Origin of the sequence: Simiduia litorea (assembly GCF_042853465.1) — a bacterium.
GTDB classification, from domain to species: Bacteria; Pseudomonadota; Gammaproteobacteria; order Pseudomonadales; family Cellvibrionaceae; genus Simiduia; species Simiduia litorea.
In genome coordinates this window covers 1,391,988-1,407,943 of sequence record NZ_AP031497.1, presented here as the reverse complement: position 1 = coordinate 1,407,943, position 15,956 = coordinate 1,391,988, and the positions used below count along the sequence as shown (strand labels likewise).

Here is a 15,956-nt window from a genome sequence, read left to right as displayed (position 1 = left end):
CCAGCGGCCTTTTGGCTATTTCAGTAATCCGTAGACCCCGAGAGAATAGGCGCGCTTTTGCTTGGCATTATCTAGCGAGCGCAGCGCCAATGTTTTACCTAGGGCAAGATCGCCGCTATAGGTGCGACTGTCACCGGTGCCCATATCGACGTGGGCGATCACCTGATCGGGAAAGTAGTAGCCCAAAAGGTCGCCCTGCTCCACCCCGACGCTAACAGGAAAATTAATGCGTTGCTTACCCGCAGCAACCACCGCCAATAATTTACTTTCCCACACCACCACAAGGTTGCCGTCAATGGGCCTGAGTACCTTCACCTTAAAATTACCCGGCATGGTAAAATAAGCGCCAACACCGGTCAAAATACCCTCGGTCGGAATAGCGTTTTGCACATCCACTAACAATAAATTTTTCTCGCCTTGGGTGTCAGCGGTTTGCTGCCGAGCCACCTGCTCGCCACCTACATAATCCAACAGGTCGCCTTTCACCAACAACTCTTTTAACAAGTCAATTTGATCTTGCGCGAAATTGCGCATCAACCCACGCAGCTGCGAAGACTCCTGCACTCGCGAACTTTTTTCAGTGCCCAGCACCCCCATCACGCGGTGCAGCTCAGCCACCTCAGACTGTAGTTGCGCCTCGCTCTGTGACAGCTCGCTGATCGATTGCTGAGCGGCTTTTAATTCCACGCTTAGCTGCTGATTTTGCTGCTGCAACTGCTGAATACTTTGTGGCGTTTGGCAAGCTGTCAGCCACAGGGCGACACACATTAAACCAATGAATTTACCGTGTACGTACATAGTCGACTCCGTAAAATTCTGGCCCAAGGCCATAGGCTATTGGGACACTACTTGAAAACGTTGGCTCAACAACAACTGGCCTTCGAGCATCAGATCGATGATATAACCACCCGTCGAAAAACCTTCAACGGGCCTATCAATGCGGAACACTTTTTCGCCCAGCTTCCCGCTCACCACCACCGGCACCTGAGCAATTTGCATACTGCGCGAACCGTCAAACAAAATAGCTTGTAGCACCGCCGTTTGGTCAAAGTTGCGAAATTGCATGCCGATATAAATTGTTCTATCGACGCCCTGCACTAACGGCTGAGTAGGATTAAAAATAAGGGTGTCGCTATTACCCACACGCAATGCATCCACGCGCGGAGCCGCGGCATCGACGGCGCTAGTTAAAACCTGTTGGGCGGCACGTAAATTTTCTTGCTCAGGCAGCAACGACAAGGCCGCGTTTAATTCCTGAGCGGCGCGATCAAACTGCCTTTGACTCACCAAGCTGCGCACTTGATCAGCGGTGGTTTGGCTGCTCTTATCTATCCCCTCGCGCGCTAAACGATTATCCTTATCTAAGGCCAATACCGCTTGGTACTGGGTCACAGATCCATCGCGTCCGTAGACATTACCCGCCGTCGACTGACGTTTCGCTTGGGTTAACAACGCATCGATGCGCGCTTGCCGGTCTTTTAACTCAGCCTCCAGGCGCGCCACTTGCTTCTGCTGAGCGAGCAGGCCTGCGTGGCTTGGACTCACCGCTAAACCACGACGGACCATGCCCTTAGCAGACAACCAGTCAGAGGCCTTTAATTTGCTCGCCGCCAATTGCGCGTAGCGATCAGCCACGGCCTCTAGACCCGCCTTAGCATCGCGATTGTTTGGCTCGCGCTGCAACACACTATTAAAACTCTCAACGGCATTATCGCCACTGGGCGACGATAAAGCGTCGCGGGCCAACTGCTGCTGGGCCACCGCGAGCAGCGCTGACATTTCCTCAGCATCGGCTAGGCGACGTTCGAATTTTCGCAACCCCGCCTCTTGTGCTAAGGCCGGAAAACTGGCCGCGGCGGAATCCAACAACTCGCGCATGCGCACCAGGTTTTTTGCCTCAAATGCCGCTTGCAACTGATCGCGATAAAAGCCACGCACTTGTTCCAAGCCTTGCTGCGCTCTCACGCGGTTATCTGGATTCAACAACTCTGCTTGGTAGATATCGGCCAGCGCCTGAGCCTGACTCAAATCCGATTCGAGTCCGGCCAATAATATATCGGCTTGCGCGAAGGGATCGGCGCTGACGCTATCGCTCTCCGCGCTCTTGGGTTCGACCGTGACCTGCGGCACGGGTGTCGAGCGTTTAGCTAACTCGCCGTTGTCGCGCAATACTGGTTGGGTATCAGCCAATACGCGATCGGCATGCCCCGTCTTAGGTACAACCGACGTATTAACGCTAGGCGCCGAGCGCGGTAATTCAGGCACCGAGGCGCTCGGGCTTAAAACCTCAGGCGCAGCGCTAGGAGGAAGGACAACCGCACCGTTTGCAGCAGAAGTTTGATGCGCATTGCCAAGGTCGTACAGGGTTTGCCATTGCTCTGCAGAGAGGGAGACTCCCTGTTGTTTTGACCAATCCAAGGCACTGTGATGCCAATGGGTAATCGCCTCTGCCCACGGCGTTGGCAACAATTGTCGAAACCCAAATAGAAATAATACCGCTAACACCATCAGCCAAATACTGTTGCGCAGCCAGCGGCTGGTGCCAAAAGGGTTACTGGTTCTACGTGGTACCGATTGAATCGGCGTCGACTGGCCAGACTGAGGCCAGCGCTGGGTAGAAACTAACGGCTCGTCTTGGTCGTCGTCAAACTCACCCATATCGCGGATGAGTTGCGTATCGATAGCACTACTGATAACCGTGGGCGCATTTTGATCGGCGGTTTCAACGCGCTTCGCCGCCAGCTCAATAAGCTCATCGACGCGGCGCAATTGCTCGTCGTCAATCTGCTCCAAATCTGCCACTAATTCAGAGCCAGATTGGTAGCGCTTGTCCGGGTTTTTAGCTAAGACTTTATCGATGATAGGCTGAAACACACCGAAGGCGGCCTGCAGCTTTGGCACCGGCTCAGACACATGTTTAATGCCCACTGCCACCGCAGAATCGGCATCAAAAGGCACCCGACCGGTAACCATCAAAAACAAAACCACACCGAGACTGTAAAGATCGGAGCGGGCATCGACGGTTTTCCCCTTGGCCTGCTCCGGGCTCATATAGTGGGGCGTGCCAATGGCAGTGCCGGTTTGGGTCATACCCGTTTCTATACCGGCCATGCGCGCGATGCCGAAATCCATGAGCACGGCGCGACCATCTTCATCGTGCAGCATAATATTTTCGGGTTTAACGTCGCGGTGTACATAGCCTTTACGCGCGGCGTAATCCAAGGCGCGAGCAATATCTTTCACCACGCGCAAGCCATCGGCGCGGCTTAGCTTGGTTCTTTTGTGTTTAAGATCCTGCCCAGGCACATACTCCATAGACAGGTAGTGGCTGCCATCGTGCTCGCCGACGTCGTAAACCGTAACAATATTGGGGTGAACTAGGCGCGAAACAATTTTTGCTTCGCGTAAAAAGCGCTCGCCAAATGCGGGGTCGCGCAGTAGCTCAGGCGACAACACTTTGAGTGCAACTTCGCGCTCAAAACTTTGTTGAATAGCGAGGTACACGGTAGCCATGCCGCCCCGGCCAAGGGTATCGATAATTTTGTAACCGGGTATTTCCATGAGGCCTTATAGTTCTGATTATGAGCACTCGCACCATCGAGAGGTGCCGAGGGATATTTATGCCGTGTTGGCTCAGTTTAGTCAAATCTCATTGTACCCTGAATCTATTTCCTGCTCTTCGGTAAATAAGCCAATATCATTAGGGTAAGTTTGCTCAATTTTTGGCCAGCGCTAGACTGACAGCCGCTCATGTGGGGACTTTATTCTGCTATTCGTCTGGTCACTTTGCCCAGCTTTTTAACGCTGGCCAATTTGTAGCCAGTTCACTAGGGAATATACGCTATGTCCACCGCCTCGCCGCTCGCCCAATTACAGCCGGCCACGCTCTGGCGTCACTTTCAGATGCTGTGCGACACGCCTAGGCCTTCAAAACAAGAGCAAGCCGTGGTCGACAAGATTCTGCACTTTGCCAAAATCCACCAGCTATCGGCGCAGCTTGATCAGGTGGGCAATGTCATCATTCGCAAAGCGGCAAGCCCAGGCATGGAAAATCGCCAAGGGGTAGTGCTGCAAAGCCATTTAGATATGGTGGCACAAAAGAATAACGACACACGCCACGATTTCACCCGCGACCCCATTACACCGGTCGCTACTGGCGAGTGGATAAGCGCAAACGGCACCACCTTGGGCGCCGATAACGGCATCGGTGTGGCGGCAATTTTGGCGGTGCTGGAAAGCCAAGACATAGCCCATGGCCCACTGGAAGCACTGTTCACTATCGATGAGGAAGCCGGTATGACCGGCGCCAAAGGTTTGAGCCCAAATCTCCTACAAGGCTCACTGCTGTTTAACTTAGATACCGAAGCGGAGGGCGAGCTGTATGTGGGCTGCGCCGGTGGTATCGATGTCAACGCCAGTCTAACCATTGAATGGCAGGCAACAGAGGCCTCTCAAGCCGCATTAACGCTAGACGTTCGAGGCCTAGCGGGCGGCCATTCTGGGCTGGACATCCATCTTGGGCGAGGCAATGCCAACCAACTGGCAGCCTTGTTTATCGCTCGACTGTCCGATGCACTACCGGTACAAATAGCCAGCTTCAATGGCGGCAGCCTACGCAATGCCATACCGCGCGAAGCGGCGCTCTGCTTCTTGGTGCCCAAGCATTTACTCGATGCCGTTAAAGCGGCCTTTCGCAAATTCAGCGCCGACATGCAGCAACGCTACCAACACGTAGAACCACGCCTCGCGTTAAGCTTGTCGGAAACCTCTCAACCTGAGCGAGCGATGACCAGCGTCCAGTCCCGCTTACTCTGCTCAGCCCTATTAACCTGCCCAAGCTATCCCTTGCGCATGAGCGATTCCTTGCCAGGCGTCGTGGAAACATCGAATAACCTAGCGCGGGTCAGCTTCGAGGGCGATCGCGTAGACATTTGCTGCCTCGTGCGCAGCCTGTTAGACACGGCACGCGATGACTTAGCTGCCAACCTCTGTCGCCACTTTCAAATGATTGGCGCCGATAGTATGACCAAAGGCGCCTATCCAGGCTGGACACCCAATATGGCATCGCCTTTATTGGCCGTTATGCGCGATGTGTACCGCAATAAATACCACAAAGACCCAGCAATAAAGGTGATTCATGCAGGCCTCGAGTGTGGACTGTTAGGCGCAATTTACCCAGAATGGGACATGATTTCCTTTGGCCCAACCATAGATGGCGCCCATTCACCGGATGAAAAGGTGCATATCGCCTCGGTTGCCGGGTTTTGGGATTGTCTAATTGCCGGCCTTGCCGCGGTGCCGCTTAGTGCAAACAGCAGCGCCGAAAAATAGCGAGACCGACGCTGCAGAAAGGATCAAACCATGAAACTACTTACGGCCTTAATCACGCTGCTCTGCCTAGCCGGTTGCGCCAGTAAAAAACCCATTATTGATAAAAAGGGCGTGGATCTAGCCGTCTACCAACAGGATTTACAAGAATGCCAAACCTACGCCGCCGAGGTTGATAAAGCTGGAAAAGTTGCCGGTGGCGCAGCCGCCGGTGCTGTCGTGGGTGGCGCCATCGGCGCCGTGTTTAATGGCAGTCGCGGCGCTAGCCGTGGCGCCGGTGCCGGAGCCGTTGGTGGCGCTGCTAAAGGCGCTGCCAGTGGCGAGCGCGAGCAGGCGCAAGTGGTCAAAAATTGTTTACGCGGGCGCGGTTACCGCGTTTTAAATTAATACATTCAGACTTAATAGCAGGAAAGTTTATGCACATTAGCAGTAATTTCGACGCCGGCAACATTGAAGTGATTCAATGCGCCGAGGCCAATAACATTCAATTGGCTATTCGCAAAGATAACCAGTCAGATTTTTATCAATGGTTTTATTTTCGCCTCACCGGTGCCGAAGGTCAGGCGTGTAAGCTCAACATTACCAATGCCGGCACGGCCGCCTACGTTGGCGGTTTTAAAGACTACCAAGCGGTGGCCTCTTACGATCGCGACAACTGGTTTCGCGTCGACACCTCCTTCGACGGCAAAACCCTGTGCATCGAACACACCCCAGTCACCAACAGCATCTACTTTGCCTATTTCGCACCTTATTCCATGGAGCGGCACGCCGATTTAATTGGCTGGGCCAGTACCGATACGCGAGTGACCTACGAGCGTTTAGGTTCAACCCTCGACGGTCAGGATATGGACTTGCTTATTGTGGGCGATCAAGCGGCGCATAAGAAAAACGTTTGGGTAATCGGCCGCCAGCATCCAGGCGAGAGCATGGCCGAGTGGTGCATTGAAGGTTTTCTCGAGCGCCTATTAGATGACAACGACCCAGTGGCGCGCGAGTTTCTCAACCGCGCCAACGTTTTCGTGGTGCCGAATATGAACCCAGATGGCAGCCGTCGCGGCCATCTTCGCACCAATGCCGTGGGCAGCAACTTAAACCGCGAGTGGCAAAACCCCAGCGCAGAAAAAAGTCCAGAAGTGCTGTGTGTGCTAAACAAAATGCACAGCACAGGCGTAGACCTCTGCCTCGACGTGCACGGCGACGAAGCCCTGCCCTACAACTTCATTGCCGGTGCCGAAGGCATAGCGGCGTGGGACGACAAAAAGCAAGCTGACTTAGATTTTTACAAGCGCCAGTTAATGGCAACAAACCCAGACTTTCAAATTACCAATGGCTATGAAGTAGACGCAAAAGGCACGGCAAATCTCACCATTTGCACGAATTTTATTGCCCACACATTTAACTGTTTGGCCATGACCTTGGAAATGCCTTTTAAAGACACCATCGATTCTCCCAACGAACTCGAAGGCTGGTCGCCGGCGCGCAGCAAGCATTTAGGTGCGTCCAATCTCGCCGTTATGCTAGGCTATTTACAACGTAAATAGCCCAGTCCACCGAGTGCCAAAATGGATAATCGTAACGCTTATTTTCTTTTCGTTTTTTCCATGTTTTTGGCGCTTAATATCTCTCCTTCATCGGCGGCCGGCACCAGCCAGTCGCCGTTAATTTTCAACACTAACTTACGCCCCCCTACCAAGTTCTCGATACCAACGGGCAATTAGCCGGCCATACCGTTCAGGCCATGCGCTGTATTAGCCAACACATGAAACAAGATTGGCAGCTTAATATCACGCCTTGGGCGCGCGGCTTACACAACTTGAAGGCCGGGACAATTACCGGTGTATTCCCCGTTTACGAAGCCCCCGACGCGGGCCGGCTTTCGGTGCCGCTCATGGTAGAACGCTGGTTTTGGTATTACACCCACCAGCAAAACTACTACGAAAAATCGATCAACATTGGCGCCGTGCGCGATAGCAACGAGCATCACTGGTTAAACAGCCAAGGGATTAAACCGCGGATACTGGTGACAGAGGAGGCGCAATTAATTCGCCTATTACAACAGGGGCGAATCGGTGGATTCGTCTCTAATGAACTGTCCGCTGCCTATTGGATGAACTCAGAAAAGGTCGACAGCAGCCATTGGCAACAGCGCTTCGTGCGCTTTACCCCACTTTACTTAGCGCTGGCCGAAACACCGGCGCCAGAGCAGCGCTGGGTCGACGAGGTCAACTTTTGGGCCAGCCAGTGCTCACTCGGCACCACGCTATTAACTGAGACTGAAAAAACCACCCTAGCCCACAAACTCCGAGACCATATCCAGCACCTACCGCTGCCCGATATTCATGCGCTGTTAGCACAAAAACAACCGCAATTAAACGCACAACAACTGAGCCAGCGAGAAGCGATTTGGCAGCGGGAAGCCTTAGCAAATATCGACTTTATTGATCAGGCATTATCTAGAAAACTTCAGAGTTTTGTCGCTGCTAACCAAGACGTGATCAGCGAAGTCTTTGTCATGGGCGACCAAGGGGAAACCCTCGCCTGCAACCAAAAGTTAACCGACTATTGGCAGGGCGATGAAGATAAATTTCTAAAATCGCAAAGCTTAGCCGAAGGTGAATTTTTTATTGAAACGATTGCCTACGATGCATCCAGCCAAGCCTTTGTGGTCCACGTGTCTTGGCCGATCTATATCCAGGGGCTAAAGCACGGCAGCATCACCTTGGGCGTGCGAGTGGAAAAACTACTGGCCAAACGCGACTAATCCTTTCGACGTTTACGGCCCGCTAACCAGATGCCAAAGCCGGTCATTGAGAGCACAATAATTAACAGCGCCACAGCATCCATCAACCAAGGCCCGAGACCAAAGGTGCGCCCGGCGTGCAAATCCAACATCAAGCGCTCCCAATTAACCTCCGCGCTTACCCACTGCGCTTCAATCGCAGACAGAATATTTTCTGGCAGTGGCGCTGCCACTGAGGCGGTAAAATCACTCGCCGCCGGCTGCCACGTCAAACCATCGACATCAATATAAAAAGCCGCTGTGCCATTTTGCAAACACGGCTTGGCATCACACAAACCTAAGGCGGTAATCGGCTGCGGCAAGTCATAACTCGCACCGATACGCTCCACTAACTCGCCAGCGTCGGTGATCATCAACAATTCACGCCCGCAGGCCGCCAAAAACAAAGCCTCGTCAACCGCAACCATGGAAAATTGATCGGTGCCGCAATGGCTGACTCGCTGGCCTTGAAAATAGAGATGATCGCCGGCCTGGGATAGAAAGGCTTGATTGGGAAGCTGATAGCTAGTAACCGGTGTTTCGGAGATACCGTATAGCTGTAACAGCACACCATAGGCCAAGGGCCGCTCGGCCAGTGCCAAATCATCGGTGTGGTTAAGCATTAGTCCGGTTACAGACAACCAGAGCAACAAAAGAATTAACGTGAGGCCAAGCCGCTTGTGCCAGCGCCACAGGATGGGTCGCCAATATTTTCTGAGCATAATGCGCGCGCTGCCTCGTTCGGAGGCACAACCACCTGTTGGTGAAAATAAAGCGCAAGTCTAGCGATTTTTTTCAGTGCACGCACGGATAATGTCGCACCGCTAATACCATCGATGCGTTTATCCAGCTTCCGCGAATCTGGCGCAAATCCAATACCGACAAACTGCTGGGTAAAACTCTCGTAGCGTACCTCGCCACCGCGCACCTCTCGGTATTCCAACACCTGCAGGTCTAGCACTCGACCCTGATCGACAACAACGCCTACCGTAATGGGTAGTTCTTTGCCAATTTCTTCCAGTACCCAAGCAGTTTTATCGCCTAAACGGTAATAACGACTGCGCAGTCCAGGGTTGCGACTGAGAATATCAGTAGCGGCTGCTTTTTGTGCGGGGTTTAACCACAAGGTTTTCGCGCTGGGTTGTGCAATAAAACTTTGCGCGACGAATGCATCGACGCTCAAAAATACACCGCGCTGGGCAATTGCCTGCGCAGAATGCAAGCCGATGAACGCTACAAACACCAGCGTCATCGGCTTAAAGAAGGCAACCGTCGACGCCTTAGCGCCGACGGTTTTCATGAGGAAATTAGAAAGAATAACCAACACCTAGGTTAAAGCCTTCGTACTTGCTTTTACCGTCAGGCACTTCTTGGCTCAACAGGTCAAACTTAAACACGGCGTTTGGTGCTAACCAGTAGTTCACACCCACCGACCACTCGCCGTATTCAGAATCGACACTATCAGCAGCTTCGTTATCCCACACGCTATAGCGAATGAACGTGCCCCAGTTTTCATTAATGCGATAAGCGGGCTCGATGTACCAACCATTTTGCTCGCTCGCACCCGCCTTGGTATCTTCGATCATATCGTTCAAATCCCACTGCGCATATAAGGCACGCAGGGCAAAACCGCCCGTTTGATAAACCGCATGAGCTTCTAGCAAGGTGGCATCGAGTTTACCTTGGCCAAGGTAATCTTCACCCTGCAGCATATCGTCTTGGAACTGTAAGGTGGCAGCCAACTCTAAACCTGGCACAGCTGTGTACTTAACACGACCGGTATAAGCAAAGGTGTCGGCAGGTGCTTCGGCAACCTTCTGACGACCGTCGCGAATTTTGTATTTGCCATCGGCTAAATACAGACCCGAGTGAGCGGCGGCGTTATAGCTCCAACCCTCGGCCAATTCACCTTTAAAGTTCAAACCACCTTCCCACCAAGTGGCTGGAATGATGTTCTTTTCTACGTTGTTGCGCTCAACACCGTAAAAGGTATCTGGCTCGTGGGTTTCATTCAGAATACCCACCGGCATTAAGAAAATACCTGACTGCAAGCTGTGGTTGTTGGCGTAATCCCACTCGACATAGGCCTGCTCCAGCTCAACTTCCCCTGGCTTGCCATCACCCGCTAAGGAGTGCTCGAGTTCAAACTCAGAGTAAAAGCGCACTTTGTTATTAAACTGATGACCGAAAAACAATACAAAGCGATGGAAATCAATCTCGTTTTTATCGGCGGTACCATCGACACCGTTCAAGCGATTGAGGTGCAATTCACCGTAGCCACCAATACTGGTTTTCGACGCGCCGGTGCTGGCAACAGATTGTTCGACGGCGGCGGCCGTGGCTTCAATTTTTACGTTCAAGTCTTGCTCAGTAACCACGACTTTTTTATCGGTGGCTTCCAGCTTCTTTTGCAGCGCTTCAATTTGCGCTTGCTGCTGTTTAACGAGCTCAAAGAGCTCCTCAGTACTTGGCGTGGCCGCTTGAGCAGATAACGTTAAGCCGCTGACGGCTAGCGCGAGTAATGATTTCTTCAACATGGTTTGTCCCTTGAGGTGCTTAAGTGATGTAGCGCGTAGATCTTATGGGCGCGAATTCTAATGCGTTTGAGAAACACTATCAACTGCATTCACAACAAGGTTTCGTTTAATTGATCTATCGCAAGTTCACTTCTCAAAAAGCACGTCGTTAGGATGCGCGATTAAGCGCAGATAAAGTCGATAGGAAAATAACGAGGGAAAGAGATGGCCTAAAAAGCCCAAATAAGCGGGATAATGGCCGTACCCACTAACCACATGATGATATTCAATGGCACTCCCAAACGCAGGAAGTCACTAAATCGGTAGCCACCGGCAGAGTAAACAAAGGTATTGGTTTGGTAGCCAATGGGCGTGGCAAAACTGGCACTGGCACCAAACATCACCGCCACCACGAACGGTCTTGGGTCCACCCCCATCTGCTGAGCAACACCAATGGCGACCGGCACAACCAATACCGCCACGGCGTTGTTACTGAGAATTTCGGTCAAGATGGAGGTGAGTAGGTACATCAAACTCAACATTAACCAGGGGCCAAGGTACGGCGACCACACCAAAAACTGGTCGACAATCAACTGCACCAAACCGACCTTGCTCATGGCGATACTAAACGCCAACATACCGAGAATGATCATCAGAATGCGCCACTCCACGGATTTGTAGGCGTCGTCCACATCCAAACAACCGGTGGTAATCACCAGTGCTGCGGCAATGATGGCCAAGCCTTCAATCGGCATCACATTAAGTGCCGCCAACACCATCACTAAGAGTACCGACAACACCGCCAAAGGTGCCTTGTCGCGACGATAGGCCCGCTCTTGTACGGCATTCAAGGAAATCATGTCGCCGTTGTCGGAAAACTTCTTGATTTGACCGGCGCTGCCCTCGACCAACATCACGTCGCCGAACTGCAATTGCAGATCATCCAAGTTGGTTTGAATATTTTCATCTTGGCGATGCACTGCAAGCACATGAATACCGTAACGTGCGGTGACGTTCAAATCGCGCATCGGTCTATCACAGTAGCGCGAGTTACGACCGACAATGGCCTCCACCAAAATCACGTCGCGGGTGGCAATGGTTTCGAATTTTTCATCGCCATTGCTGGTAAATTCCAGCAGGCCATTTTCGCGCAGTTCCACCACATCTTGCATATTGGTGTGCAAAATCAAACGATCGCCCGACTGCAACTGCGTCTCCCGCGACGGCTCGGTGAGCTCTTCATCGCCGCGAAAAATACGCAACACCTGATTGCCAGAGTTACCGTTTAGATCGGCCTCTGCAATGGTTCTGCCAATCATGGGCGAATTGTGCGGCACCATCAGATCGGTCATAAAGGTCCGGTCGCCACTCACCTGCAACTGATTAGAAATGGTTTCGCGATCGGGCAGAAGACGGTGAGAAAACAACACGATAAAGGTCATGCCCACACTTGCCATCACCACGCCCAGCAGAGTGATTTCAAACATAGAGAAGGGTTGCATACCGAAATCGCGCGCCACACCGTCGGCCAAAATATTGGTCGAGGTGCCGATCATGGTCATGGTGCCGCCCAAAATAGAGGCATAAGACAAGGGGATCAGCAATTTTGACGGTTTGATATTGCGGCTACAGGCCAAAGCGATGGCCACGGGGGTGAAGATGGCCACCACCGGCGTGTTATTGATAAAGGCCGACATGACCATGGCCGACAGCATCATCACAATCAGGGCCTGACGCGGGCTCTGGCCGGAATAGGCCTTGATACGCGAGGCCAACCACTCCACACAACCGGTGCGCTCAAGCGCTGCCGACAGGATAAACATACAGGCGATGGTGGCAGGCGCGTTATTACTGAGTACGCCCAACACTTCCTTGCTGCTTAAAATCCCCGATACCAGCAAGATGGCAACAGCGATACCCACCACCACATCGGGGCTGAATTTTTCTTTGATAAAGGCGTATAACATCCACGCCAATAGGCCGGCCACCAGCAGTAGAGAAAGTGATTCTGAATAATCGAGCAGACTGCCCATAATGGCGTAACACCAAACCTAGATCGAGATTAAGGGGGCAAGATAAAAGACGCCCATTATAAAGTCTAAGATTATTTCCCGCTGTTTATATAACACTTGGTTATTTAAAACCCAAAACCAAAAAAAGCCCCATGAGGGGCTTTTTCAACACGGGTTAGGCTTATTCAGCGCTTGCCGCGGCCTCATCGAGCAAAGTTTTAAGCTCGCCCTTGGCGTGCATATCAGTGACTATGTCACAGCCGCCAATCAACTCGCCCTTCACCCACAACTGTGGGAAGGTTGGCCAATTAGCGTACTTCGGCAGCTCGGCGCGAATGTCTGGGTTAGACAGAATATCCACATAGGCAAAACGCTGGCCACACGCCATAACCGCCTGCGAGGTGCGCTGCGAAAAACCACACTGTGGTGCATTAGGTGAACCCTTCATGTAAAGGATTACGGTGTTTTCAGCAATTTGTTGCTTGATAGTGTCAATCGTGTCCATCGGGTACTCCGGCCTTTGTGTCATGTTGCTCTACGGTCAATTCCGACCATAGCACTCAAGTATTGCCGGCATTCTACCCTAACGCTGGCTAAAAGTAATACTGGGAATAGCGCGGCACAAACCTGTTGTCGCGCCACAAGCTACTATAAAGTACGCACCCATTGAATTTTTATTGCGCAGGATCACCCACATGGCCGCTACACCCGAGTACCTTGCCGCTGTTAAGCTTCTATCAGACCGCATCGTAGAAGCCCAAAAGCCGATCCGCATTCTCGATGCCGTGAAGTGGAACCACCAGATCAAGCAAGAATTCTTCAAGAGCAAATTCAAAACCCTACCCAAGGTCGATGCTGCCTATTACGCCGAGCACTGCCCGCTCGGCTTTGACCCACACACTAAACGTAAAGAATTTCACGACATCGAGCGCGACATCAATCGCCAACTGGGCCAATTAAGCCCGGTAACCGGCATGATGCGGCGCGCCTGCCGCGAATACCAAATGGTGGTGCGCCTGCTCGAAGCGCGCGGCGGCGAAGAATTTGGCGACCTATCCCAAGAACTCTATGGCTCGGCCTCCGATGTCTTCCATGCCGGCGACCCCACGGTGGCAGAGCTTGGTACCAACATGGAAGAGACGCTGGTGAACTTGCTCAAGCACAGCTCCATGAACGAAGACGCCAAGACCATCGACGCCGAAGCCGCCGTACAAGAACTGAATAAACGCATGGCCCACGTGTTTCCCAACGACGGAATCCGGGTGATGATCAGCGACGGCATCACCGCCGACGCCGCCGCCGGCACCGACTACATCAAAATTCGCAAAGGTGCCCTGCTCAACAACAACGATATCGACGTACTGGAAGCGCACGAGGGTTGGGTACATTTAGGCACCACCCTGAACGGCATGGCGCAGCCCTACTGCACCTTTTTAGGCAAGGGCCAACCCTCGGCCACCGTGACCCAAGAAGGTCTCGCGGTACTCACCGAAATCATCACCCTGCGCTCGACGCCGTCGCGGCTGTACAAGCTGATCAATAGAGTGCGCGCCGTCACCCTGGCCGAAGACGGCGCCAACTTTATCGACGTGTTTAATTACCTGCGCTCGAAAGAGCTGAACGAAGACGACAGCTACGTCATCGCCAGCCGCGTCTTTCGCGGCAGCACGCCAACGGGCAAACCCTTCACTAAAGATATCTCCTACATGAAAGGCTTTGTGCAAACCTTCAACTTTATGCGCCTAGCTGTGGCCCAAGGCAAACTGGAGAAACTGCCGCTGCTGTTTGTGGGCAAAATCCAATTAGAAGACTTGAGCACCATTGAGCAACTGATGCAGGAAGGCATAGTGCTGGCGCCCAAATTCGTCCCGCCTCACTTTGCCGACCTCAAAGGCTTGGCGGCCTGGCTATCCTTTAGCCGCTTCATCGCCGCGCTAAATTTCCAACAATTGGAGTCTGACTACGCATCTCTGTTATCGTGAAGCGTAAACACGGCCCGTGGCTAAAAAATAAACGGCCCCCTGTATTGCCAAGGCGACAATAGATCAATAGAATTATCTGCACTTTACATACACACAAACCGCAGATTCTGCGGTTTTTTACTTAGGCAGCCGATTTAGCTAACCCAAAGGGAAGAGACCCACATGACCACCCAGGCTTTAATGAACAACTACGGCGAGAGAAAATTAACCATCGTTAAGGGCCAAGGTTCACGCGTATGGGATGACCGAGGTAATTCATATCTGGATGGCATTTCTGGCATTGCCGTGTGCGGCCTAGGTCATTGCCACCCAGCCGTCACCGACGCACTCACCGAGCAGGGCTCAACCTTGGTGCACATCTCCAACCTTTACAACATCGCACCGCAGGAAGCGCTGGCGGAAAAGCTTGTCGCGCTCTCAGGTATGGACAAGGTGTTCTTTTCCAACTCCGGCACCGAAGCCAATGAAGCCGCCATCAAACTGGCGCGCAAGTGGGGTAACGACAAGGGCAAACACTGCCCCACCATCATTGTCATGGAGCACAGCTTCCACGGTCGCACCATGGGCGCGCTATCGGCCACCGGCAACAGCAAAGTACAAGCGGGCTTCGCGCCGCTGGTCGACGGTTTTGTACGCGTCGCCTATGACGACGTTGCCGCGGTAGAAGCGCTGAGTGGCAATGATCAAATCGTCGCGGTCTTAGTAGAACCGGTGCAAGGCGAAGGCGGCGTGCACGTACCGGCGAGCGACTACCTCAATAAGTTGCGCGCCCTGTGCGATGCCAATGGCTGGCTGTTAATGCTCGACGAAATTCAAACTGGTAACGGCCGCACCGGCAAATTTTTCGCCTACCAGCACAACAACCTACTGCCCGATGTGGTCACCACCGCGAAGGGCTTAGGCAATGGCTTTCCCATTGGCGCCTGTCTCGCCCGCGGCGAGGCAGCCGAGGTCTTTCAAGCCGGCAACCACGGCACCACCTTTGGTGGCAACCCACTCGCTTGCGCGGTCGGCCTCGCGGTGGTCAACACCTTGGAAAGCGAGGGCTGCATGACGCTCGCCGCCAACCGTGGCGCCGAGCTGATCAAGCGCTTAGGTGAAGGCCTAGCGGACAACCCGCTAGTCAAAGACATTCGCGGCCTTGGCCTGATGGTGGGTATCGAATTAAGCGCGCCCTGTGGCGATCTGGTGCAAGCCGGTCGCGATAAAGGCCTGCTCATTAACGTCACCGCCGGCAATACCGTGCGCTTGCTGCCCACACTCAATATTAACGATGAAGACTTCACCCTCCTGTGCGACGGCGTCATCGACTTAATACAAAATTTTAAACCGGCCTAAG

14 protein-coding genes are annotated in these 15,956 nt (G+C 52.9%); 6 read left to right on the top strand and 8 right to left on the bottom strand.

What is annotated here, in order from left to right; all coding sequences use genetic code 11:
- Positions 1-15: 15 nt before the first annotated feature.
- On the bottom strand, positions 16-798 hold the full coding sequence (locus ACGHTT_RS06220; protein WP_390594181.1) for a hypothetical protein: 783 nt from the start codon (positions 796-798) through the stop codon (positions 16-18).
- 36 nt (positions 799-834) lie between these two features.
- Complete coding sequence (locus ACGHTT_RS06215) at positions 835-3,561, bottom strand: protein kinase domain-containing protein (protein WP_390594179.1); 2,727 nt, start codon at positions 3,559-3,561, stop codon at positions 835-837.
- A 282-nt stretch (positions 3,562-3,843) separates the two neighbouring features.
- On the opposite strand from ACGHTT_RS06215, the gene ACGHTT_RS06210 reads away from it, so the two are divergent.
- Genes ACGHTT_RS06210 through ACGHTT_RS06200 form a run of 3 tightly spaced genes read left to right on the top strand, consistent with a single transcriptional unit; the run spans position 3,844 to position 6,869 of the window.
- Entirely contained in the window at positions 3,844-5,331 is a 1,488-nt protein-coding gene (locus ACGHTT_RS06210; protein WP_390594178.1) for an aminoacyl-histidine dipeptidase, read from the top strand.
- Between the two features lie 30 nt (positions 5,332-5,361).
- Positions 5,362-5,715: a glycine zipper family protein gene (locus ACGHTT_RS06205; RefSeq protein WP_390594177.1), complete on the top strand. Its 354-nt coding sequence runs from the start codon at positions 5,362-5,364 to the stop codon at positions 5,713-5,715.
- 29 nt (positions 5,716-5,744) lie between these two features.
- Entirely contained in the window at positions 5,745-6,869 is a 1,125-nt protein-coding gene (locus ACGHTT_RS06200) for a M14-type cytosolic carboxypeptidase (protein ID WP_390594176.1), read from the top strand.
- A gap of 38 nt (positions 6,870-6,907) precedes the next feature.
- On the opposite strand, the gene ACGHTT_RS06195 is transcribed toward ACGHTT_RS06200, so the two are convergent.
- Positions 6,908-7,042, bottom strand: a complete 135-nt coding sequence (locus ACGHTT_RS06195; protein ID WP_390594175.1) for a hypothetical protein — start codon at positions 7,040-7,042, stop codon at positions 6,908-6,910.
- Between the two features lie 45 nt (positions 7,043-7,087).
- Between ACGHTT_RS06195 and ACGHTT_RS06190 the strand changes: the two genes are divergently transcribed.
- Positions 7,088-8,089 (top strand): hypothetical protein, encoded by a 1,002-nt coding sequence (locus ACGHTT_RS06190; protein WP_390594174.1) that lies wholly within the window; start codon positions 7,088-7,090, stop codon positions 8,087-8,089.
- Here the strand turns inward: ACGHTT_RS06190 and ACGHTT_RS06185 are convergent.
- From ACGHTT_RS06185 to grxD, 5 genes are all read right to left on the bottom strand, one after another.
- Positions 8,086-8,829 carry a PepSY domain-containing protein gene (locus tag ACGHTT_RS06185; RefSeq protein WP_390594173.1) on the bottom strand — a complete coding sequence of 248 codons (744 nt, stop codon included), beginning with the start codon at positions 8,827-8,829 and terminating at the stop codon, positions 8,086-8,088. The two genes, ACGHTT_RS06190 and ACGHTT_RS06185, sit on opposite strands and share 4 nt — an antisense overlap.
- A complete protein-coding gene (locus ACGHTT_RS06180) occupies positions 8,766-9,434 on the bottom strand; it encodes an FMN-binding protein (protein WP_390594172.1) in 669 nt (222 codons plus the stop codon). Before ACGHTT_RS06180 ends, ACGHTT_RS06185 begins: the two co-directional genes overlap by 64 nt.
- The gene (locus ACGHTT_RS06175) at positions 9,415-10,644 is read right to left on the bottom strand and encodes a porin (RefSeq protein ID WP_390594171.1); all 1,230 of its coding nucleotides are present in this window, start codon (positions 10,642-10,644) and stop codon (positions 9,415-9,417) included. The genes ACGHTT_RS06180 and ACGHTT_RS06175 overlap by 20 nt, the downstream gene beginning before the upstream one ends.
- A gap of 209 nt (positions 10,645-10,853) precedes the next feature.
- A complete protein-coding gene (locus tag ACGHTT_RS06170) occupies positions 10,854-12,656 on the bottom strand; it encodes an SLC13 family permease (RefSeq protein WP_390594169.1) in 1,803 nt (600 codons plus the stop codon).
- 160 nt (positions 12,657-12,816) lie between these two features.
- Positions 12,817-13,140: a Grx4 family monothiol glutaredoxin gene (gene grxD, locus ACGHTT_RS06165; RefSeq protein WP_390594168.1), complete on the bottom strand. Its 324-nt coding sequence runs from the start codon at positions 13,138-13,140 to the stop codon at positions 12,817-12,819.
- A 190-nt stretch (positions 13,141-13,330) separates the two neighbouring features.
- Between grxD and ACGHTT_RS06160 the strand changes: the two genes are divergently transcribed.
- Together ACGHTT_RS06160 and ACGHTT_RS06155 are read left to right on the top strand one after the other, a co-directional pair.
- Positions 13,331-14,617: a flavohemoglobin expression-modulating QEGLA motif protein gene (locus ACGHTT_RS06160; RefSeq protein WP_390594166.1), complete on the top strand. Its 1,287-nt coding sequence runs from the start codon at positions 13,331-13,333 to the stop codon at positions 14,615-14,617.
- A gap of 162 nt (positions 14,618-14,779) precedes the next feature.
- The gene (locus ACGHTT_RS06155) at positions 14,780-15,955 is read left to right on the top strand and encodes an acetylornithine transaminase (protein ID WP_390594164.1); all 1,176 of its coding nucleotides are present in this window, start codon (positions 14,780-14,782) and stop codon (positions 15,953-15,955) included.
- Position 15,956: the final 1 nt, after the last annotated feature.